Source organism: Allopontixanthobacter sp., assembly GCF_034376665.1.
Classification (GTDB): domain Bacteria; phylum Pseudomonadota; class Alphaproteobacteria; order Sphingomonadales; family Sphingomonadaceae; genus Allopontixanthobacter.
The window spans coordinates 1-20,541 of the sequence record NZ_JAXMJI010000031.1 but is presented as its reverse complement, the minus strand read 5'-3'; the positions used below and the strand labels follow the sequence as shown (position 1 = coordinate 20,541).

21 protein-coding genes are annotated in these 20,541 nt (G+C 63.0%); 11 read left to right on the top strand and 10 right to left on the bottom strand.

What is annotated here, in order from left to right; all coding sequences use genetic code 11:
* The coding region (locus U0988_RS03295) for a hypothetical protein (protein ID WP_322291220.1) at positions 1 to 456 on the top strand (456 nt) is incomplete at its 5' end.
* Between the two features lie 71 nt (positions 457 to 527).
* Here the strand turns inward: U0988_RS03295 and U0988_RS03290 are convergent.
* Positions 528 to 2,633 (bottom strand): TonB-dependent siderophore receptor, encoded by a 2,106-nt coding sequence (locus tag U0988_RS03290; protein WP_322291219.1) that lies wholly within the window; start codon positions 2,631 to 2,633, stop codon positions 528 to 530.
* Between the two features lie 139 nt (positions 2,634 to 2,772).
* On the opposite strand from U0988_RS03290, the gene arsC reads away from it, so the two are divergent.
* A complete protein-coding gene (arsC, locus tag U0988_RS03285; RefSeq protein WP_322291218.1) occupies positions 2,773 to 3,117 on the top strand; it encodes an arsenate reductase (glutaredoxin) in 345 nt (114 codons plus the stop codon).
* Between the two features lie 10 nt (positions 3,118 to 3,127).
* On the opposite strand, the gene U0988_RS03280 is transcribed toward arsC, so the two are convergent.
* Positions 3,128 to 4,480 carry an MFS transporter gene (locus U0988_RS03280; protein WP_322291217.1) on the bottom strand — a complete coding sequence of 451 codons (1,353 nt, stop codon included), beginning with the start codon at positions 4,478 to 4,480 and terminating at the stop codon, positions 3,128 to 3,130.
* A 218-nt stretch (positions 4,481 to 4,698) separates the two neighbouring features.
* On the opposite strand from U0988_RS03280, the gene U0988_RS03275 reads away from it, so the two are divergent.
* The gene (locus tag U0988_RS03275) at positions 4,699 to 5,271 is read left to right on the top strand and encodes a methyltransferase (RefSeq protein ID WP_322291222.1); all 573 of its coding nucleotides are present in this window, start codon (positions 4,699 to 4,701) and stop codon (positions 5,269 to 5,271) included.
* Between the two features lie 44 nt (positions 5,272 to 5,315).
* On the opposite strand, the gene U0988_RS03270 is transcribed toward U0988_RS03275, so the two are convergent.
* Positions 5,316 to 6,119, bottom strand: coding sequence for a glycerophosphoryl diester phosphodiesterase membrane domain-containing protein (locus U0988_RS03270; RefSeq protein WP_322291216.1), 804 nt, complete (start codon positions 6,117 to 6,119; stop codon positions 5,316 to 5,318).
* 92 nt (positions 6,120 to 6,211) lie between these two features.
* Here U0988_RS03270 and lipB point away from each other — a divergent pair, with 92 nt between their 5' ends.
* Both lipB and U0988_RS03260 read left to right on the top strand, forming a co-directional pair.
* On the top strand, positions 6,212 to 6,898 hold the full coding sequence (gene lipB, locus U0988_RS03265) for a lipoyl(octanoyl) transferase LipB (RefSeq protein WP_322291215.1): 687 nt from the start codon (positions 6,212 to 6,214) through the stop codon (positions 6,896 to 6,898).
* Positions 6,899 to 6,902: 4 nt separating this feature from the next.
* Complete coding sequence (locus tag U0988_RS03260; protein ID WP_322291214.1) at positions 6,903 to 7,187, top strand: hypothetical protein; 285 nt, start codon at positions 6,903 to 6,905, stop codon at positions 7,185 to 7,187.
* Between the two features lie 7 nt (positions 7,188 to 7,194).
* On the opposite strand, the gene U0988_RS03255 is transcribed toward U0988_RS03260, so the two are convergent.
* On the bottom strand, positions 7,195 to 8,304 hold the full coding sequence (locus tag U0988_RS03255) for an alkene reductase (RefSeq protein ID WP_322291213.1): 1,110 nt from the start codon (positions 8,302 to 8,304) through the stop codon (positions 7,195 to 7,197).
* A 54-nt stretch (positions 8,305 to 8,358) separates the two neighbouring features.
* Between U0988_RS03255 and U0988_RS03250 the strand changes: the two genes are divergently transcribed.
* Positions 8,359 to 9,273, top strand: a complete 915-nt coding sequence (locus tag U0988_RS03250) for a DMT family transporter (protein WP_322291212.1) — start codon at positions 8,359 to 8,361, stop codon at positions 9,271 to 9,273.
* A gap of 9 nt (positions 9,274 to 9,282) precedes the next feature.
* Here the strand turns inward: U0988_RS03250 and U0988_RS03245 are convergent, their stop codons facing one another.
* From U0988_RS03245 to U0988_RS03230, 4 genes are read right to left on the bottom strand one after another with little or no spacing between them, the layout of a single operon-like run.
* Positions 9,283 to 10,623 (bottom strand): DUF2254 domain-containing protein, encoded by a 1,341-nt coding sequence (locus U0988_RS03245; protein WP_322291211.1) that lies wholly within the window; start codon positions 10,621 to 10,623, stop codon positions 9,283 to 9,285.
* A 32-nt stretch (positions 10,624 to 10,655) separates the two neighbouring features.
* Positions 10,656 to 11,642, bottom strand: coding sequence for a quinolinate synthase NadA (gene nadA, locus U0988_RS03240; RefSeq protein WP_322291210.1), 987 nt, complete (start codon positions 11,640 to 11,642; stop codon positions 10,656 to 10,658).
* Positions 11,639 to 12,334: a DUF4230 domain-containing protein gene (locus U0988_RS03235; protein ID WP_322291209.1), complete on the bottom strand. Its 696-nt coding sequence runs from the start codon at positions 12,332 to 12,334 to the stop codon at positions 11,639 to 11,641. Before U0988_RS03235 ends, nadA begins: the two co-directional genes overlap by 4 nt.
* Positions 12,319 to 13,188: an MBL fold metallo-hydrolase gene (locus tag U0988_RS03230; protein ID WP_322291208.1), complete on the bottom strand. Its 870-nt coding sequence runs from the start codon at positions 13,186 to 13,188 to the stop codon at positions 12,319 to 12,321. Before U0988_RS03230 ends, U0988_RS03235 begins: the two co-directional genes overlap by 16 nt.
* Positions 13,189 to 13,306: 118 nt before the next feature.
* Between U0988_RS03230 and U0988_RS03225 the strand changes: the two genes are divergently transcribed.
* Positions 13,307 to 14,776 carry a glycerol kinase gene (locus U0988_RS03225; protein WP_322291207.1) on the top strand — a complete coding sequence of 490 codons (1,470 nt, stop codon included), beginning with the start codon at positions 13,307 to 13,309 and terminating at the stop codon, positions 14,774 to 14,776.
* Between the two features lie 5 nt (positions 14,777 to 14,781).
* Here U0988_RS03225 and U0988_RS03220 read toward each other — a convergent pair whose 3' ends face one another.
* The gene (locus U0988_RS03220; protein WP_322291206.1) at positions 14,782 to 15,243 is read right to left on the bottom strand and encodes a DUF1465 family protein; all 462 of its coding nucleotides are present in this window, start codon (positions 15,241 to 15,243) and stop codon (positions 14,782 to 14,784) included.
* 102 nt (positions 15,244 to 15,345) lie between these two features.
* Positions 15,346 to 15,543 (bottom strand): YdcH family protein, encoded by a 198-nt coding sequence (locus U0988_RS03215; protein WP_160756687.1) that lies wholly within the window; start codon positions 15,541 to 15,543, stop codon positions 15,346 to 15,348.
* Positions 15,544 to 15,750: 207 nt separating this feature from the next.
* Between U0988_RS03215 and U0988_RS03210 the strand changes: the two genes are divergently transcribed.
* The 4 genes from U0988_RS03210 to U0988_RS03195 all read left to right on the top strand — a co-directional run bounded on the left by U0988_RS03210 (position 15,751) and on the right by U0988_RS03195 (position 20,392).
* Positions 15,751 to 15,906 carry a YdcH family protein gene (locus U0988_RS03210; RefSeq protein WP_322291205.1) on the top strand — a complete coding sequence of 52 codons (156 nt, stop codon included), beginning with the start codon at positions 15,751 to 15,753 and terminating at the stop codon, positions 15,904 to 15,906.
* A 102-nt stretch (positions 15,907 to 16,008) separates the two neighbouring features.
* The gene (ptsP, locus tag U0988_RS03205) at positions 16,009 to 18,279 is read left to right on the top strand and encodes a phosphoenolpyruvate--protein phosphotransferase (protein WP_322291221.1); all 2,271 of its coding nucleotides are present in this window, start codon (positions 16,009 to 16,011) and stop codon (positions 18,277 to 18,279) included.
* A gap of 138 nt (positions 18,280 to 18,417) precedes the next feature.
* Positions 18,418 to 19,248 carry a helix-turn-helix domain-containing protein gene (locus U0988_RS03200; RefSeq protein WP_322291204.1) on the top strand — a complete coding sequence of 277 codons (831 nt, stop codon included), beginning with the start codon at positions 18,418 to 18,420 and terminating at the stop codon, positions 19,246 to 19,248.
* A 175-nt stretch (positions 19,249 to 19,423) separates the two neighbouring features.
* On the top strand, positions 19,424 to 20,392 hold the full coding sequence (locus U0988_RS03195; RefSeq protein WP_322291203.1) for a hypothetical protein: 969 nt from the start codon (positions 19,424 to 19,426) through the stop codon (positions 20,390 to 20,392).
* Positions 20,393 to 20,541: the final 149 nt, after the last annotated feature.

Genomic DNA, 20,541 nt, shown 5'->3' with positions numbered 1-20,541 from the left:
GAGGAATGGTTGTTGAACCCCGCAAGCTGGGCGGAGGGAACCGGCCCATTCATCGAGACTGTCGGCCTTGGGCCGCAGATGGGTCTCGTTGATCGGGTGGAAGAGGTGAACCTTCCACCGGTGGAACTCCGGCGGGCTAATCACTACTGGAGGATCAATTCTACGCCGGATGCAGGCTATGTCCTTGTTGTCTCGGACCAGCTACCGATGTGCCATATTACTGGCGGCGGCGGCGTAGACCTCGAACCGAGCGTTCAGAGTGTCCTTTCCTCGGCTGATTTCAACCGGAGGTGGCAGTCCGAGAAGTCGGCGGTAAAGGAAGGCATGGCGACGACGGTTTTTCGCAACCGGGAAGACCCGGCCTTATCCATCACCATCAGCCGAGCGGACAAATCGGGTGAGCGGCTGGACAGGGTGCAGGTGTTGGCGACTGCCATCTACAAAGTTAGCAACTAACCGTCCGCTTCCGAGAATGTTCGCAACTGGGTCGTTATCCTCCGTTCAAACCCAAACTCTTGGAAACCCTCCTACAGCTTCACCCGTACCCCCAGCCGCGCGCTGAGCGGGATGCCGGGCTGGATGTTGTTGTCGCCATGCGCGCTGGGATAGTATTTTTCGTCCAGCAGGTTCTCGACATTCAGCTGCACTGACAGCCGGTCGCTGACATCGAAGAACGCCGCGGCGTCCACCCGCCAGTAGGATGGCAGCACCACATTGCCGCTGAAGGAGGTGAATTGTTCGTCCTGATAGACCGCGCCGAGGCCGATGCCGAAATTGTCGGTCAGCTGGACCCGGTTCCAGGCGGAAATCTGGTGCTCCGGCAATTGCTGTAACCGCGTGCCGGCCGGGCCGGCCTCGGTCGTGGTCTGCAACTGGCCGTCGAGATAGGTATAGCCGAGGCTCGCCTGCCAGCCGGGCAGGATGTTGCCCACCAGGCTGACTTCGACGCCTTCGGTCCGGCTTTCGCCCGCCAGCGTGACCAGCCCGGTGTTGTCCGGATCGGGGGCCTTGCTGTTGCTCCGGTCGAGGCGGAAAATTGCCGCAGTCAGGAACAGGTCGGGCCGCAGCAGCCACTTTGCACCGATCTCGTAATTGGTGAATTTCTCCGGTTCGAGCCCGGCATCACCCGGTTCGATCAGGAAGAACTGGTCGCCGGACTGGGGCAGGAAACTGGTCGCATAGCTGGCATAGAAGGACAGAACGTCACTCGGCTTGACCACCAAGCCGAGGCGCGGGCTGACCTTCTCGTCCACGCGGGTCGTCAGGCTTCCGGCGAGGTTAGTGGTTTCGAGGTCGAACCGGTCCCACCGCAGTCCGGCGATCAGTTCAAGATGCTCGCCGATCTTGATCTGGTCCTGCACATAGCCGGACAGTACGCTGAGGCTGCTGTCGTTGGCGCGGTTGGGCGCGGCGAGCGAGAAAGCGGGGATCGTAAGGACCGGGGCGAGGGGTACCGTCGCACGGCTGGCGAAGCCGCCCGAACCGTTCGGAAACTGCACATTGCGGCGTCCGTTGAGCGAATCCTGCCAGCTGGCTTCGACGCCTAGCAGGACGGTATGCGAGAGGAGACCTGTGGCGAATTCGCCCACCAGATTGGCCTGCGCAATGATGTTCTCGCGTTCCTGCGCATCCTCGTATCCGGACAGCTGGACGCTGGTTCCGTCGGTGCCGTTGGGCAGAAGGTTGGCGTAGAGCTTGTCGTAATTGGCGTATTGCAGGGTGGCGTTGGCGGACCAGCTGTCGCTGAAGCCATGATCGATCCGCGCGCGGGCGATGTGGGTTTCGGCGGTCGCATAGTTGAAATCGGGGTCGCCAAAGAAGGTGTCGTCGAAACCGCGGAGCGGCCCGCCTTCGAAGGACGGCACTCCGCGGTCCGTCACCCTTGCATCGTCATCATAGGAATAGGTTGCTGTCAGCCGTGTGTCCGGCCCGACATTTGCGGAGATGGTGGGCGAAATGCCGATAAAGCGGCCTTCGTAGAAATCGCGGTTGCTGGCGAATTCCTCATAGGTCGCGTTGAGGCGAGCTGAAATTGTCTCGTTCAGCGTTTGGTTCAAGTCGGCCGCCAGGGCAAAGGCCCCGAAATTGTTCACCGATCCTTCGAGTTCGGCAAAAATGTCACCCGGCTGCGCAGTCTTGCTGACGCGGTTGACCACGCCGCCGCCGCCGCCTCGGCCGAAGATCAGCGCGTTGGCGCCCTTCAGCACCTCGATCCGTTCGATATTATACAGCGAACGATAATATTGGGCATCGTCCCGCAACCCGTCGAGATAGAAATCGGCCGTGGTTTCCTGCCCGCGGATGAAAATCTCGTCGCGGTGCCCTTCGCCGGTCTCCAGCGAAATGCCGGGGATATAGCGCAGCGCCTCGCCCAATTGGCGGATGGCCTGATCCTGCAGCTGGTCGTCGGTCATGACCGCAATCGCCTGCGGCACGTTGATTAGCGGCGTGGCGGTTTTGGTTGCGGTGGAGCCGTCATCGGTGCCGTATCCTTCGGCCGCGCCCGTGACCACGATTTCGGTCGGGAGATAGTCGCGCACCGGCTGCTCGTCGGCCTCCGCCATGATCGGCGCGATCGGCAGAGCGAGCGCGGCACTGGACAGGAGAATGGAGCGGCGTGTGAATGATGGCATGATATTCCCTAATGCGAATGATTCTCGTTATGCAGGGACCGCTAATGAGAATGGTTTGCAATTGCAACCACTCAATTGCCTTGGCCGGAAAATATCTGTTGGTTTATGGTAAGGCTGCATCAACGATAGGGAATACCGCATGAAAGCGACCATCTGGCACAACCCGAACTGCGGGACTTCCAGGAACACTCTCGCCATCCTCGAGGAGCGCGACGGCGTCGACCTTACCGTGGTCCGCTACCTCGAAAATCCTCCGAGCCGTGACAAGCTGGCGCAATTGTACCGCGACGCCGGAATGGCACCGCGCGAAGGGCTGCGGCTGATGGGCACCGATGCCGAGGAACGCGGATTGTCTCAGGCCGATGACGACACCGTACTCGATGCGATGATGGCCGATCCGATCCTGATCAACCGGCCGCTGGTGGAAACGGAAAAAGGTGTCCGCTTGTGCCGTCCCAAGGAGAGGGTCGAGGAAATCCTCTAACGCTCGCCCACTAACGGTCAGCAGTCAGCACTTCGTCGGCGGACAGCGATTTCCAACCGATTGCCAGCACGGCGAAGCACAGTCCGATGATGACCGCGAAGGCCAGCCAGTCGGAATGGCCATACAGCCACACCCCGATTGCGGGGGCGACGATATAGGCCGCACCGGTGGCGGATGCGACGACGCCCGAGGCCTCGCCCTGCTCGTTGCGCGATACCGCCAGCGATGCGCCTGCGTTGAAACCGGGCCGGAACAGGCCGAAGCCGAGCGACGCGACCGAATATCCCAGGGCGATCCCGTGCAATTCCTGCGCGCTGCCGAACATCAATGTGCCGACCGCGGCGAGGGCGCAGCCCCACAGGATCGCGGCCTTGGGACCAAGGTTGAGGCGCGGGATCAGGCCCCACTGCGCCAGCAGGGTGGCAATGGCTCCGCACATCAGCACGATCGCGATGGAGCCGGTCGCGGCTTCCGGCGTGCCGCGCAGTCCGAGCCGGTCGAGCACCAGGAAGCCCGCGATCCCCAGCACCATCGCCTGTGCATGGCCGCCCAGCAGACCCGAGATCACCCAGGGCCGTAGCCGCGGCTCCCACCAGCCGAGCTTGTCTGCCGGTCCTTCGGATGCCGGATCGTCTTCGTCACTCGCTTGGGGCTCGCGGCTCGATCCTCCGGATCCGTAGGGTGCGTCATAGGCGGCCCCGCGCGCGGCGAATTGCGGAACATCGTCGGGCAGGAATATCCTCAGCGCCACCAGCGTGGCGAGGCCCAGCAGGGTGAAGGCAGCGAAGGGACCGACCAGACCTAGACCCGGCATGACCATCAACGGCGCCAGCGCAGGACCAAGCACCGTGCCCAGGCCAAAGCTCGACGCGATCAGCGAAAGCGCCTGGGTGCGCTGCGACCGGGCGGTGCGGGATGCAACATAGGCCTGGACCGCGGGCGGGGCGGCGGAACCATAGCCGCCATACAGGCTGCGCGCGGCGGCGAACAGCAGCAGCGTCCACAGCGCGGGCAGCCAGCCATTGAGACCAAACCATAGCGCGGCACCGCACAGGCCCATCGATGCGCTGAAACCGATAAGCCCCAGCGCCATCATCGCCTTGCGGCCGCGCCGGTCGGACTTGCGCGCCCAGATCGGCGCGCAGATCACCCACAGCAGCGCCGACCAGCTATACGCCAGGCTGATCCACACGTCGGCCACGCCCAGCGATGTCCCGATGGCGGGCATTACCGACTGCATGGCCGTATTGCCTGCCGCAGTCGTCAGCATCACCGCAAACAGCAGCGCCATCCGGTTGCGCGAGATCGGGCGCACCGGGTGTGGGGAAACAATAACCGTTTCGGGCGGGTTTGCGTCGGCCATGGCTGATCCGGCGCTAGGCTCCGCGTGGCAGGGTTGCAAGCGAAGGGTTGCGCGCAGCACCTTGCAACCGGTAAGGGCATTTGGCAACGCACGTCTATCTAGCGGCCAACCCGCCGCGCCCAGCCATCGGAACGCACTTCTTGACCAAATCCAATCAGCTTGCAGTCTCCACCACAGGCGGACAGAACAATCGTTTCAGCCGGGTCCGTCTCGATCAGATGCTGGGCCAGTGGGCGGTTTTCTTCCGCGGCTTTGTCGAACACCCAAAGATGGTCGGATCGATCATTCCATCCTCCCGGTTCACCATTCGGCAAATGCTCGAGCCGGTCAAATGGGACGAATGCAAGCTGTTCGTCGAATATGGGCCAGGTGTAGGCACCTTCTGCCGACCGGTTCTGGAACGGCTGCGGCAGGACGGGGCCTTATTGGTGATCGACACCAACCCCTTGTTCATCGACTATCTCAACCGCACGATCACCGACACCCGCTTCACTGCGGTACTGGGATCGGCGGAGGATGTGGAACGCATCGTCCGCCAGCACGGACATGACCATGCTGATTATGTGCTGTCGGGACTGCCGTTTTCCACCCTGCCGCCCGGTGTCGGCCCGGCCATCGCCGAGGCGACGCACAACATCATCCGGCCCGGCGGCGCGTTCCTGGTATATCAGTTTTCCGCTGCCGCGCGCGATTTCATGGCCAAGCATTTCGCCCATATCGAACAGGGCTTCCAATGGCTCAATGTGCTCCCCTGCCAGCTGTTCTGGGGCTGGAAAGAGGAAGCCGCCTGACCGGGGCTGGCGCGGCCTTTTTGCAGCCCGCCAGCCCGCAGGCCCTATTCGAAAGTTTCGCTCACCGACCTGGCCGATGGACCGGTCAACTGGCGATAGGTCGCGCTCAGAACTGCGACGATCACCAAGGTCCAAACCGCGCTCAGCAGGCCGTTCAGGGCGCCGCCGACCATTGCGGCAACCGATCCTGTCCCGAGCATTGCCACGAACAACCCGCTGATCAGGCCGAACACCAAGGCGATCACAACGATCGCGATCCCGAGCAGGAAATAGAACAGCATCAGGCGCAGGCTGTTGCCCTTGGTTGCCTCCCACGAGGCACGCAGTGCCCGGACGGGATTGAGGATACCGCCGATAATCATCGCCGGTGCCAGCAGCGAGAACTTGATTATCACGTAGACCAGAACGACGAAGGCGACCAAGCCGACCAGAACTCCGGCAGCCGTTCCGCCAAGTCCAACCGCCAAGCCTACGGGAATGCCCAGCAGGATCGAAAGGCCGAGGACCAGCAGGATCTGCGCCGCGAGATAGGGCAGCAATGTCTTCACGCCGGTGGCAATTGCATCGCCGACAGTTGGGCGGTTATCGGCAAACAGCGCAAACAGTGCCAGCGATCCGATGGCGTTGACGATTCCAATCAAGAACAGCCAGATCCCGTTGGCGGAATAGAAGGCCTGCAAAGCAGCCATCGGATCGTCGGGATTGACTTCCGCGGGACCCATCGCAGCCTCCGGTGCGATTACCGCCAGGATTATGGTAGGGAGAAAGACGAAAATTCCGGCGATTATGGCCACCAGATCGCGGTTGGCGGAGATCATGGCGGTGGCCTCGCTCCAGGCGCTACCCATATCCAGTTTCATTTCCAAGCACTCCCCCATTGTCAAATTCAAAACACCACAAGCCGCTTGATAAGCCGGACTGGACTTGCCACGCAAATCAAATGGAAAAAAACCTGTTCCCATCTTCCGCGGAGGCACCGCCGGCAGAACCTGAGTACCGCTGCGAATCGGTGCCGGTGCCGTATCGTCAGGCGCTGTCCGAGATGGACCGGCGCAACCGGGCGATAGCCGCCGGAACGGAGCGCGAGCTTGTCTGGCTGCTGGAACATCCACCCGTCTATACTGCAGGAACCAGCGCTGCAGCGACGGAATTGCTCGACCCTCGTTTCGAAGTGGTGGAGGCGGGGCGCGGCGGACGGTACACCTACCACGGGCCAGGGCAGCGGATCGGCTATGTGTTGCTGGACCTGGGCAAGCGCGGCCGCGATGTCCGCAATTTCGTCCACGCCCTCGAAGGCTGGGTGATCGCCACGCTGGCGGACGTCGGTGTTGCCAGCTGGCGCGCCGAAGGGCGCATCGGTATCTGGACCCGCGATGTGGACGGCGGCGAGGCGAAGATTGGCGCGATCGGCGTGCGCGTGCGGCGCTGGGTCACGATGCACGGCTTCTCCGTCAATCTCGATCCCGACCTGTCCCATTTTGCCGGCATCGTCCCTTGCGGAATTGCCGAATACGGGGTCACCAGCCTGGCGCGGCTCGGGATCCAGCTTGCGCCGGAGGCCTGGGATGAGGCATTGCTCGCCCGCGCCGGCGATTTTCTCGCCGGACTTGCAAGCGATGCGGAGTAATCGAGTGACACGACACGCTGTTATCATGGCTGCGGCGCTGGCGCTGTCTGCCTGCGGGGGCGATCCCGACCCAGCCGAGGACGGTTCTGCATCGGGCGAGGTGCTCGAAGGTTCGATCAGCGACGCCATGCTGCCGCTCGATACGGTTCAGTCCCGTTCGCCGCCGCTGGAAACCCCGCGCGCCGGGGCGGGTGCCGCGGACGAGCCGGAAGCGGAGGAACCCGCGGAAAGCGCCGAAGCAGCCGAAACCTCCCCCGAGACGGACGAACCCGCCCCGGAGGAGGAATAGCGCGAGCCTATTCGGCCGCTTCCATTTCTTCGTCCAATGCGGGGTAATCGATGTATCCCGCTGGTCCCGGGAAGTACCAGCTCTGCGGCACGTTCACGTTCGGGGCAAATTCCGCGCCGATCCTGATCCGCTCGGGCAAGTCGGGGTTGGAAATGAACGGACGGCCATAGGCGATCGCGTCGCATTTGCCGCTTTCGACATCCGCGGTGCCGCTTGCCGCATCGTAATCGCTGTTGAGCACCAGCGGCCCGGAGAAGATCGTGCGGATCATCGGGCTCTGCTTGGGCACTTCGGTGCTGCCGAAGGTACCATCCGGGCCGGGCTCGCGCAATTCGAGGAACGCGATGCCGAGGTCTTCGCACACTTTCGCCGCCGCGCCGAATGTGGCCGCCGGATTGCTGTCATCGCAGCCCTGGGTGTCGCCATTGGGCGATAGCCGGAGGCCAACGCGGTCGGCACCCCAGACCGAAATCAGCGCTTCCAGCACTTCGCGCAGGAACCGCACCCGGTTTTCGGGCGAACCGCCATATTCGTCCGTCCGCAAATTCGTGCTATCGCGCAGGAACTGGTCCACCAGATAGCCATTCGCACCGTGCAGCTGCACTCCGTCGAACCCGGCTTTCAAGGCGTTTTGCGCAGCGTGACGGTAATCTTCCACCACCCGGGCAATATCTTCGAGGGAAAGCGCGCGGGCCTGCACGTAATCCTTTTTGCCCTCCGGCGTATGGGCCTGCCCGGGCGCGGTTGTCGCGGAGGCGGATACCGGCGGTTCGCCGCCGAGGAACACCGGATGCACGATCCGGCCCATGTGCCACATCTGCAGCACGATCGTGCCGCCTTCTTCATGCACGGCTTTGGTCACCTGCTTCCAGGCTTCAACCTGCTCGTCGCTCCAGATGCCGGGGGCTGACGGCCAGCCAAGTCCTTCGACACTGATGCCGGTTGCCTCGCTGATGATCAGCCCCGCGCCGGCGCGCTGGCGGTAATAGGTCGCCATCATCTGGTTGGGGACGAATCCCGGCACATCGGCGCGGCCGCGCGTCAGCGGAGCCATGAAAATGCGGTTCCGCGCTTCGATTGCGCCGAGTTTGATCGGAGTGAAAAGTGCTTCGTGCAAGATGCCGTCCTTTTTTGCTGTTCTGATTGTCAGACTGGCAGCTAAGGCGCAGCCATGGGCAATTCAACCACCGCGAGTGTACCAGGCGAAAGACCGCGCTGGCTGCTGGTGGCGGCGCTACTCGCCGGAAATGTCGCATTGGCGCTAGGGCCTTGGGCAGTCCGGCTGGCTGACAGCGGCCCGGTGGCGGCTGGATTCTGGCGATTATTTCTCGCGCTTCCATTCCTTGCAATGCTGGCGCGGGCGAATAACGAACGCCTGGGCGGAATTGCGCGGCCGACGCTCATGCTGGTGCTGGTGGCGGGGGTGGTTTTTGCCCTGGACCTTGCCAGCTGGCACATCGGGATCGAGGCAACGCGGCTCGGCAACGCGACACTGTTCGGCAATTCGGGCAGTCTGGTATTGATGATCTGGGGCTTCGTGATGTGGCGCCGCCTGCCCCGCGGGACAGAATGGCTGGCGATGATCGCGGCGGTTGCCGGGGCTGTGATCCTGATGGGCAATTCGCTCGAAATTTCCCGCGAGACACTGGTCGGAGACCTGTTCTGCCTGCTCGCCGGCCTGTTCTACGCGGGGTATTTGCTGATCCTGCAGCGTGCCCGTGCGGGCCTCGGCAGCTGGAGCCTGCTGACGTGGAGTTCGCTGGCAGGCGCGCCAATCCTGCTGGGAATGGCAGTCCTGCGCGGGGAGCCGATCTGGCCGACCGACTGGACCCCGCTCATCGCGCTGTTCGTGCTCAGTCAGCTGATCGGACAGGGCCTGCTGGTGTTTTCTCTGAAGCACTTCGCGCCGCTGATCATCGGCCTGGCGCTGTTGACCCAGCCGGCGGTGGCCGCGCTTTCGGGCTGGTTTGCGTTCGGCGAAACGATCGGCCCGGTCGATATTCTGGGCATGGCGCTGCTCGGGACGGCGCTGGTGCTGGCGCGGAACAGCAAGGCGAACCCGGTCGGTCCCGAACCGGCGGAATAGCAGAGGTGTCTATCCCGCCATTGCGCGGGTGAAGCCGGCGAATCGTGCCTCGACATCCTGTAGGTCGGGACCGGTGAGATGCTCGCGGGCCTGCTGGATCAGCCGCTCCCCTTCGCGGTGCAGGATCGCCTGCCGCGTTTCGTCGCGGATCGGTGCGGCGCAGTTGCGCAGCGTATCCAGCATCACCAGCGCAGCGGGGGTGCTGGTCGCCGCCGCGCTGCGGAAATTGCCGAAGCCGCGCGTAACGTAATGCGTAAAATCATCGGGCAAGGGTAGGACAAGGTCCGCCAGACCTTTATCACTGTTCCCGACGTGCTTGTGCAAATCACGCGTGCCCAGCAGCGCGGTGGCCGCGCCGAGCCAGTGCAGCGCGGTGATCGCGGTAAACGGATCGTTGATCCCGGGCGACAGCGCCCGCAAGCCAATCTCCACCAACTCGTCGATCAGGAATTGCAAATCCTGTTCCGGCGTCCGCGTTGCGCCCAGCGTGAAGCAATCAAGCAGGTCGTCGATCAATTCCTGATCCAGTTTGTCGCCGCTCAAGCCGGCGTCGCATAGATCCGCGATCGCCATGCCGGGGTGCACGAAGTCTCCCGTGCGCACCGCCAGGGAAATCCGCCCGTCGAACTTTTTTGCAATTCGTGCCAGTGCGCTAAAGGAAATCAGCTGGACGTATCCGGTACGCTCCGCAAGGATCGATCTTCCCTGCGGCGGCCTTGTCGTCGTCCGGCCTGTGTCGGGCTCAGGATAGCTATCCTCGATCCCGTCGAGCAGGCGCTTGCCGATCCCTTCCAGCACGGTGTTGATCCGGATGCTGGCGGGGATGTGGTTGAGGAAGAAGACCAGCACACCGATGGAAACCGCCATCAGGCCCAGGCCCACCAGCAGGGATAGTTGGGGGACGAAGCCGGGCAGGGTGGTCGCGGCGGCATCGGCGGCGGTTGGCGCCACTTCGTCTTCGCTGCGCACCGCCCGCAGCACCATCAACGCGTAAACGAAAGTGCCAATGAAGGTCGCCAGACTGAACTGGTTCCCCTTGTCCTCCATGAAATTGGTCAGCAGCCGCGGGCCATAGGCTCCGCTGGCATAGGCGACGGCCGCGATGGTGATCGAAAACACCGTGGACGCGACCCCGATCATCGATCCGGCAATGACCGTAAGCATATTGCTCGCGCCCTGCGGCCGCGCGGGGATGATCCACGCTATTTCGTTGAGAAACTCGGCAAACCCGTGCCGGTCCAGCCAGACCATGCCCAACGCCAGACCGGCCGCGATCAAGGAGAAAAGCGCCGGATAGAACCAGTAGTTCGAATTGAGCTTGGCCCACAGCCAGCGCGGATATTCGGTCATACCCACCTAATGCGCCATACGGCCACGGCCGATCACGCCCGCCCCAGATCGCCCATGCCGACCGTGCCGCTGGCCATTTCGAGCATCCGGTCGAGGCTCCGCTTCGCCTTGAGGCGTAATCCCTCCTCGATTTCGATGCGCGGCTCCAGATCGCGCAGCGCGGTGTAGAGCTTCTCCATCGTGTTGAGCGCCATGTAGGGGCAGATGTTGCAATTGCAGTTCCCGTCCGCGCCCGGCGCCCCGATGAAGTTCTTTTCCGGCAGGGCCTTTTCCATCTGGTGGATGATGTGCGGTTCCGTTGCCACAATCAGCGTATCGCCGGGGAAAGTCTTGGCGAACTGCAGGATGCCGCTGGTCGATCCGACATAATCGGCATGTGCAACCACGTGCGGTGGGCATTCCGGGTGTGCCGCCACGGGCGCACCGGGATGTTGCTGCATCAATTTCAGCAATTCGCTCTCGCTAAACGCTTCGTGCACGATGCAGACGCCGGGCCAGAGCAGCATATCGCGATTGAATTTCCGGTTGAGATAGCCGCCCAGATGCCGGTCGGGGCCGAAGATGATCTTCTGGCTTTCGGGAATCTGCTGCAGGATTGTTTCGGCGCTGGAACTGGTCACGATCACGTCGGACAGTGCCTTCACCTCGGTCGAACAATTGATGTAGGTGAGCGCGATATGGTCGGGATGCGCCTCGCGGAAGGCCCGGAACTTGTCAGGTGGGCAGCTGTCTTCCAGACTGCAACCGGCGTCCATGTCGGGCAGCACGACGATCTTTTCGGGGCTGAGGATTTTCGCCGTGTCGGCCATGAATTTGACCCCGCAGAACGCGATCACGTCAGCATCGGTATCCGCCGCCAGCTGGCTCAATTGCAGGCTGTCGCCGACATAATCGGCAATGTCCTGGATTTCGGGCTTCTGGTAGTAATGCGCCAGGATTACCGCATTGCGGGACTTGCGCAGACGGTCGATCTCCGCGCGCAGGTCGGTTCCGGTTGGCAGGCGGGATTGTGCGGTCATTGCGGGGCTATCTCTCCGTCGAAGCGGACATTCACGGTCACATTGCCATATCCGGCAACTTCCAATGGTATAGCAAGGTTCTGGCGGATTGCATCCCTTGCTGCGCCGCGCGCAATATCCAGCAGCACCGGGTTCGCTGCTTGCTTTACGGCCTGCTGTTCGGCCAGCTGCGTGTTCTTTCGGGTGAGATTGTCCTGCGCATCGCGGGTGATCCAGATCCCTTCGCGCAGATATTGCGCCCGCGCCTCGTCGAGGTTCGGTTTGCCAACCCGGATGGCGGGCAGCTGGACATCAAGGACCTCGGTTTCGGGATTCCACGCGAGGCGTTCCTCGCCCACCTGTGAAAGATCGAGGGTATAATCCACCCGCGCCGGGATTACCGCGACCTGGCGGCTCTGCACCATGCCGAGGAAGCGGCTGTCGTCACTGGCGACTACCGGCGCGAGCTCGGCGCTGAATACGGTCAGCCGGTTCTGTTTTTCGAACGCAACCAGGCTTGTCGCGAGAGGATCACCCAAATCGTCCGCGCCGAACGCCTCCCATGCGAGCCATGCCGCAAGCGCAAGCGCGGCGATGAACATCAGCCAAGGCACCGCCTGCAGCCGCGCAAGAGTTTGTTGCCGCTGTACCGGAGGCTCGCCGAGTTCGGTTGCCGTCCGCCCGTTATCGGACTGTTTCAGATTGTCTGCCATATATCACCTGAACGGCTGACCATGCCCCGGCGTTCCAGATCGATCAGATGCGCCTTGACCGACATGCCCGCCGCTCCGGTCAGGCGCGGATCGAGCCCCTTGTACATTTGCGGCACCAGACCTTCGATTGGACCGGGCGCATCGCCCAAAAGCCGCAAGATCTGGTTTTCGCGCTGGCGCCGGTGACCGATCATGCCGCGAACCAGCTGGCGCGGTTTTTCGATCGGCGCGCCATGGGCAGAATAATACACGCGGTCATCGCGCTCGTACAGCCTGGCGAGACTGGCCATGTAATCGCCCATGTCGCCATCGGGCGGCACAATCACACTGGTGGACCATCCCATCACGTGATCGCCGGTGAACAATGCGCCGCTTTCCTCAAGCGCGAAGCACAGATGGTTTGAGGTATGGCCCGGGGTCGCGACGGCGGTAAGCGTCCAGCCGGGGCCGGTCATGCTTTCGCCGTCTTCGAGCACACGGTCTGGCTCATAGGTGCGGTCGAATGGCGCATCCACGCGAGGTCCAGCATCGTCGAGCACCAGCGGCGCACACCCCACTATCGGCGCACCTGTCCGCTGCGCGAGGGGCATTGCCGCGGGCGAATGGTCGCGGTGGGTATGGGTGCACATGATCGCGCCGATTTTTGCGTCCCCGATCGCGGCTTCCAGCGCGGCGAGATGGTCGGGGTCATCCGGACCGGGATCAATCACCGCGATGGTCCCCGCATTGCCGACCAGATAGGTTTGCGTGCCGGTGTAGGTGTAAGGCGAGGGATTGGGCGCCAGCACCCGGCGGACGAGCGGCTCGGGCTGTTCGACAAGACCCGTCGGCCAGGGTTTGGGTGGAATTGCCATGCGGTCGATATGGGGACCCGCAGGCAGCCTGTCCACGCTTTGTAGGCCGCGCTATGTGGGTCTATGACGCGATTTGCTTTAGCGGAGCGGACATTTAGAGGAGCGGCAGGGAGGCTGCATGACGGAACAGATACTTGTCCTCGATGAAGGGACTACCTCGACCCGCGCGATGCTGTTTACCGCGGCGGGTGCGTTAATTGGCAGCGCGCAGCAGGAACTGACCCAGATGTATCCCGCACCCGGGCGGGTGGAGCACGACGCGCGGGAATTATGGCACCGGACACTCGCCTGTGCCCGCGAAATGGTCGAGAAAGCTGGCGGCGCGCACGCCATCGCGGCCATCGGGATCACCAACCAGCGTGAAACCGTGGTGGCCTGGGACACGGCGACGGGCGAACCGCTGGCCAACGCGCTGGTGTGGCAGGACCGCCGGACAGCGGAATTCTGCGCGACCTTGCGCGATGCAGGGCACGAAGGTGCGGTGCAGCGGGCCACCGGGCTGCTGCTCGATCCCTATTTTTCTGGCACCAAAATGCGCTGGCTGGTGGAAAACGAGCCGGCGGTAGCCGCCGCAGCGCAAGCCGGGACGCTGGCGCTCGGTACGATCGAAAGCTGGTTGGTGTTCAAGCTGACCGGAGGCGTGCTGCTGACCGATGCCAGCAACGCCAGCCGGACCTTGCTGATGCGGCTTGACGGGGCAGCCTTCGATCAGGGCCTGTGCGACCTGTTCGAAGTGCCGCATTCCGCGCTGGGGGAAGTCACCGACAACGCCGGAAATTTCGGATCGACGCTGCCCGAACTGTTTGGTGGACCGATCACGATCACGGGCCTTGCGGGGGACCAGCAAAGCGCAACCATCGGTCAGGGATGTCTGTCACCTGGCGAAACCAAGGCCACTTACGGAACCGGGGCCTTCATCCTGGCGAACAAGGGGCGGGAGATTCCCGCTTCGGCCAATCGCCTGCTGGGCACGGTTCTGTATCAGCTCGGCGGCGAGCGGATCTATGCGCTGGAAGGATCGGTGTTCGTCGCCGGTAGCCTGGTCCAATGGCTGCGCGATTCGCTCGGCCTCCTTGGCACCGCTGCGGAAACCGAGACGCTTGCCCGGTCGATTCCCGATAGCGGCGGGGTGGTAATCGTTCCCGCGCTGTCGGGTCTCGGCGCTCCGCATTGGCGGCCGGAGGCGGGCGGGGTGATCGCGGGCCTCAGCTTTGCCACCGGACGTGCCCAGATCGCCCGCGCGGCACTGGAAGCAATGGCGCACCAGACCGACGATCTGGCGCGGGCCTTCGCCGCGGACGGCGCCCGCTGGACCTCGCTGAAGATCGACGGCGGGATGAGCGCGAACGACTGGATGGCGCAGGACATCGCAAATATTCTCGACCTGCCGGTGGAACGGCCCGCTTTCGTCGAAACGACCGCCTTGGGGGCAGCGATGCTGGCCGGGGTCGGAGCGGGTCTTTATCCCACGCTGGCGGATGCATCGGCGGCGATGCGCGGCGGGATCGACCATTTCACGCCCGCGATGCTGCCGCCGGAACGCGAACTTCGCCAGCGGCAATGGAGCAAGGCCCTGTTGGCCGCCTGACCGGCTCAGGCCTTGAACACCGCCTGGCCCAGCCGTTCGCGCAGGCGCAAGATAGGTGCAGGCTGCATGTCATAGCGTTCCCGCCACGCTGCATCGAGCCGGGCGATCCGTTGATGAAGCGTCTGCGAATGGAGCACCAGCGCGCGGGTTTCGGGCTCCAGCAAATCGAGATTGGTCTGTTCGGGGGCACGGTCGGGCGGCAGCTTGCTATGACGCCGCAGCTGGAATTCGCTAAGCTCCCCGGCGTAGAACGCACGGTGGTTGAGCAGCCATGCGAGCACATGCATCACCCTTGTGGTGGTGCGGAGGCCTTCCACCGACAAGGCGAGACGCAAGCGGTCCGCTGCCTCTCCGATGTCCCGGACAGGGGTAAGATCGAAGATTGAACGAACTTCGTCTGCGAGCATCAGGGCTTCGCAATAGAGGTCCTCGACAATCTTGCGATTGAGGTCGGATTGCGGCTTCATTGCATGACAACCTACCGCCGCGCGCGTCAGGCCGCCAGCTTTGCTGTGGAATTTAACCATTCCAATTGCATATTGTCCCAGGATGGCACGGATTTGGAGCTTTCAGGCGATGATATCCGGCAGCAATGCGTCTTCGACCATCGAAATCTGGTCCTTCAGGCGCAGCTTGCGTTTTTTGAGCCGTGCGATCTGCAACTGGTCGGTCGAACCCGACAGCAGCAGCGCATCGATCGCGGCATCCAGGTCGCGGTGTTCGGTCTTCAGCCCTGCCAGTCGCTTGCGCAATTCCTGCTCGTTCACCCCGGGCTTGTCCTCTCGCCAGTCGTTCTTTTGCTACCGTGCGGATCAACGCCTCGCCGCACCATCGCAGTTACTGATCGCATAGGGAAGACTCCGCTCTTCGCAAACTGCCCGGGATATGTTTTTATTCCCCATGCCGGTTCCGGAGCAGATGTCCGATTCGGCAGTCGGGTCCGTTTCAGGGCCAAATCTAAGAAGGAGAGCCAGATGGCAACGTCCCACGTCAGCGCCTTGCAGGAAAAGCATGCCGGTCTCGATGCGAAAATTCGCGCGGAACTGAACCGCCCGGCGCCAGACACCACGACGATCCAGGCCCTTAAAAAGAAGAAACTCCGAATCAAGGAAGAACTGACGCAGGCGTAAGGCCAGCTTACCAGCAAGTGCCGCTGGCGCTTTGAAAATTAGGTAGTCTGCGGCGGACGGTCGGCAGTTCCCTTCGGGACTCGCGTGCTATACAACACCGGCATGACCGCCGCTGCCTCTGCCCGCCAGATCCTGACTCAGTTGCACGAGGTCATGGCCTCCCGGATGCACGCGCAGGGCAAGCTGGACAAAGTGGTCGAGATCGTCGGCGAATCCCTCGATAGCGAGGTCTGCTCGATCTACCTCCTGCGCGAAGGAATGCTGGAACTGTTCGCGACCCGCGGGCTCAACGCCAGCGCGGTCCATGTCACCCGCATGGCGATCGGGGAGGGCCTGACCGGGGTCATCGCCGACCAGATCGAAACGCTCAATCTGGCCGAAGCAAAGGCGCATCCTGATTTCCAGTACCGGCCGGAAACGGGGGAGGAAAAATACCATTCCTTCGCCGGGGTCCCGATTGTCTATCGGGAGCGAGCGGTAGGCGTATTGTGCGTCCAGCACGTCGAACCGCGCCGCTATGAAGAAGTCGAAATCGAAGCGCTTCAGACTACGGCCATGGTCCTGTCGGAACTTATCGCGCACGCCGAACTCGTCGACGAGGAAGAAGCGCTTGGTCTCAATTCCGCGAGATCCGGACCGCAGACGATAGAGGGGCTGCCGCTGGTCAAGGGGCTGGCGAGCGGGATTGCCGTGTTCCACCAGCCGCGGGTCACCATCACGCAGGTCGTGGCGGACGACACCGAGGCGGAACGGCAGCGGGTTTACCGCGCATTCGACAAGATGCGCGAAGGGATCGATTCGATGACCAGCCAGGCCGAATTCGGCGTTGGCGGGGAGCATGAAGAGGTGCTCGAAACCTACAAGATGTTCGCTTATGACGAGGGGTGGTCGCGGCGCATCAACGAAGCGATCGATTCCGGACTGACCGCCGAGGCCGCGATCGAGCGGGTCCAGCAGCGGACCCGGATGCGGATGCGCGAGATCGACGATCCGCTGCTGGCAGACCGGATGCACGATCTGGAAGATCTGTCCAATCGCCTGCTGCGCATCGTGTCGGGGCAACTCGGAACTGCGGCCACCCAGGGGTTGCGGCGGGACACGATTCTCATCGCCAAGAACCTCGGTCCGGCGGAATTGCTCGAGTATGACCGCCGGCGGCTGAAAGGTGTGATCCTCGAGGAGGGTTCGCTCACCGCCCATGTCGTCATCGTTGCCCGCGCGATGGGTATCCCGGTTCTCGGCAGGGCAAGGGGACTGCGCGGTCTGGTGCGCGAAGGCGATGAAGTGCTGGTCGATGCGGATTTGGGCAATGCCATCATCCGGCCAGCTCAAACGACGTTAGATGCCTTCGATACAAGGTTTGCCAAATCGCGCGAGCGGCAGGCGATCTACGCCGAATTGCGCGATGTCGAACCGTTCACCCGCTGCGGCACCCGCATCCAGGTGATGATCAACGCGGGACTGCGTGATGATCTTTCGAGCCTCAACCTCGTGGGCGCGGACGGCATCGGGCTGTTCCGCACCGAATTCCAGTTTCTGGTTTCCGCCACTCTTCCAAGCCGCGAAAAGCAGTTCCGTCTCTACCGCGACGTGCTGGACGCTGCGGGAGAAAAGCCGGTAATCTTCCGCACCGTGGACATCGGCGGCGACAAGGCGGTGCCCTATCTTCGCTCGGGCGAAGCGGAGAATGACGATAACCCTGCCATGGGGTGGCGCGCCCTGCGGCTGGCGCTCGAACGCGAAGGTTTGCTGAAGGTGCAGGCCCGGGCGCTGCTGGAGGCGGCGGCGGGCAAGGCGCTGTATGTAATGTTCCCGATGGTGTCCGAGCCGTGGGAATTCGATGCGGCGAAAAGCGTGTTCGAAGCGCAGCTGAAATACATCAAGGCGCAGAAGAAAGTCCTGCCCGAATCCATTCGCTACGGAGCGATGCTGGAAGTTCCTGCGCTCGCCGAAGTACTCGATCTGCTGATTCCGAAGCTGTCGTTCCTGTCGGTAGGCACCAATGATCTCACGCAGTTCCTGTTTGCAGCGGATCGGGCGAATCCGAAACTGGCAGAGCGATACGACTGGCTCAGTCCGGCAATCCTCCGCTTCCTGAAGCGGATCACGCTGGCCACCGAAGGTGCGCCGGTCGATTTGGGAATCTGCGGCGAAATGGGCGGGCGCCGACTGGAAGCGCTGGCATTGCTCGGCCTCGGATTCCGGCGGTTTTCGATTACCCCGGTGTCGGTCGGGCCGATCAAGGAATTGGTCCGAAAGGTCGACCTCGAAGTGCTTACCAACCAGATGAACGGCTGGCTGTCACAGCCCCCGCCTGATATACGTGCGGCGTTGCAGCACTGGGCAGAAGGAAGCGGAATAGAGGTGGATTGACGCAGGCGAGCGACAAGTTTGCCGCGTGAACAGGCCGCCCCGTCGAATTGCTGCGGGGCACGGGTTCAGACCGCTTGACAGACGCTCTCTGCCGTTCTTCTGGTTCGGCAAAACAAAAAGGGGTCCGAGGATTTTACAATGGCGGATGAAGACAACAGGGACGACGGAACCTTGCCGCTCGATACAGCGGGGATTGTGCTGCGCCGTGCCCGGGAGGATGCGAAGCTCTCGATCGAGCAGGTATCCGCCGAAACCCGCATTACCCAGCGCCATCTGAGGCAGATCGAAGCCGGCGATTTCGAGGGCCTGCCGGGCCGGACCTATGCCATCGGCTTTTCGAGAAGCTATGCCAAGGCGGTTGGACTGGACGACCGGAAAATCGCCGAAATGGTTCGCGCAGAACTGGCCCAGGGCGGTTTTGACGATCGCGGGAACAGGGAGGGTTTCGAACCCGGAGACCCGGCCCGGATACCGACCCGAGGACTGGCATGGCTCAGCGCCCTCGCGGCGATCCTGCTCATCGCCGGAGGTTTCGCCTATTTCCGCGACTATTTCTTCCCGGCATCGGGGCCAGGACCCCTTGTGGCGGAAGCGCCTGCAGCAGCACCGGCGACGCCGCAGGCGGACGGCGCTGCTGCTCCTGACGCCCCGACGGGCGGGGAAGTGGTGTTTACCGCGTTGGAGGACGGCATCTGGGTCAAATTCTATGACGCGCAGGGAAACCGGCTGATGGAAAAACAGATGGTTCTGGATGAAAGCTTCACGGTCCCCGCCGATGCAGAGGACCCGCAAATCTGGACGGCACGGCCGGACGCGCTGGCAATTACCGTGGGCGGCAAGCCGGTGCCCAAGCTGGCGGAAGTGTTGCAGACCCTGCGCGACGTGCCGGTCAGTGCGGAAGCTCTGCTGGCGCGGTCCCAACCGGCGCAGCAACCGTCTGAAGGTGCGGGACCATCCACCGAAACCTGAGAGACGCGCTATGTGTTTCCCTGCATCCGGGGGGTTATCCCTCGACAATCAGCCACCCCTGCGGCAGGAATCCATGGCATGAAAAGCAGGGCACCTATTCAGGATCGGTTCGGGGTTCTGTCGGCATTCCCAATGCGGGACCGGCTTGTTTGAGATTACAGGAGCGTAGTGCGCGATGACCATTCGTTTTACCACCACACCACTTGCCCGCGCGGTATTCGGCGGGCTTGCCGTTGCCGCGGTGGCGGCGACATCGCTGCCTGCCGCGGCGCAGAACGTGGACGAGGCGCGGATTCGCAAGATCGAAGCGGAAGTGCGCGCCTTGCAAAGAAGCGTTTTTCCTGGCGGCACCGGCCGGTTCTTCGAGCCGGAAATTTCGGGCAGCCCCGCTACTCCGGCGAACACCGTCCCCAATTCCACTACCGCCGTGACCGATATACTGGTTCGTCTCGACGCGCTGGAGGCGCAATTGCAGGGCCTGACCTCGCAGACGGAGCAGAACACCAATTCGCTGAGCCTGCTGTCGGCGCGCGTGGCAGCCCTGGAAACGCTGCCAGCAGCTTCGCCTGCCGGTCCGGCACCAGCAACCAGCACACCAGCAACCAGCACGCCGGCGACCAACACTCCCACCGCGATCCTCGGAGCCATGACCGGGGGCGCTTCCAACGCGGCGCAGCCTGCCCAGGCCGCTCCCGCAGGCCCGACGGCGGCCCGGTTGGCGGCGGTGCAGGCCATCACCAAGCCGCAAACCGATGACGCGGGCGATGACGAGTACACATACGGCTTCCGCCTGTGGGAAGCCGGCTTCTATCCCGAGGCGCAGCAGCAATTGACGATGTTCGTGGAGAAATTTCCCCGCCACAGCCGGTTGACGTTTGGCCGGAACCTGCTCGGCCGGGCCTATCTCGACGATAACAAGGCCAAGGAAGCCGCGCCGTGGTTCCTGCGCAATTACCAGGCCGACAAACAGGCCGCCCGCGCGCCCGACAGCCTGCTGTATCTGGCCGAAGCGATGATTGCCCAAAAGGACACCAGCCGGGCCTGTATTGCCCTGGCGGAATTCGGCGACACCTATCCCGCATTGGCGTCGGGCCGCCTGGCGGATCAGTATCAATCCAACCTGCGCAAGGTCAGCTGCAATTGATAGGCCGATCGCTCCGCAGCTGATCGCGCGTTTCCGCCGCGATCTGGATAGCGTCTGGCCGGAAGGGAGCGCTGCCCGCCTCGGTCTCGCCGTGTCCGGCGGACCGGATTCCACTGCCCTGCTGCTGCTGGCACATGCCGCGATGGACG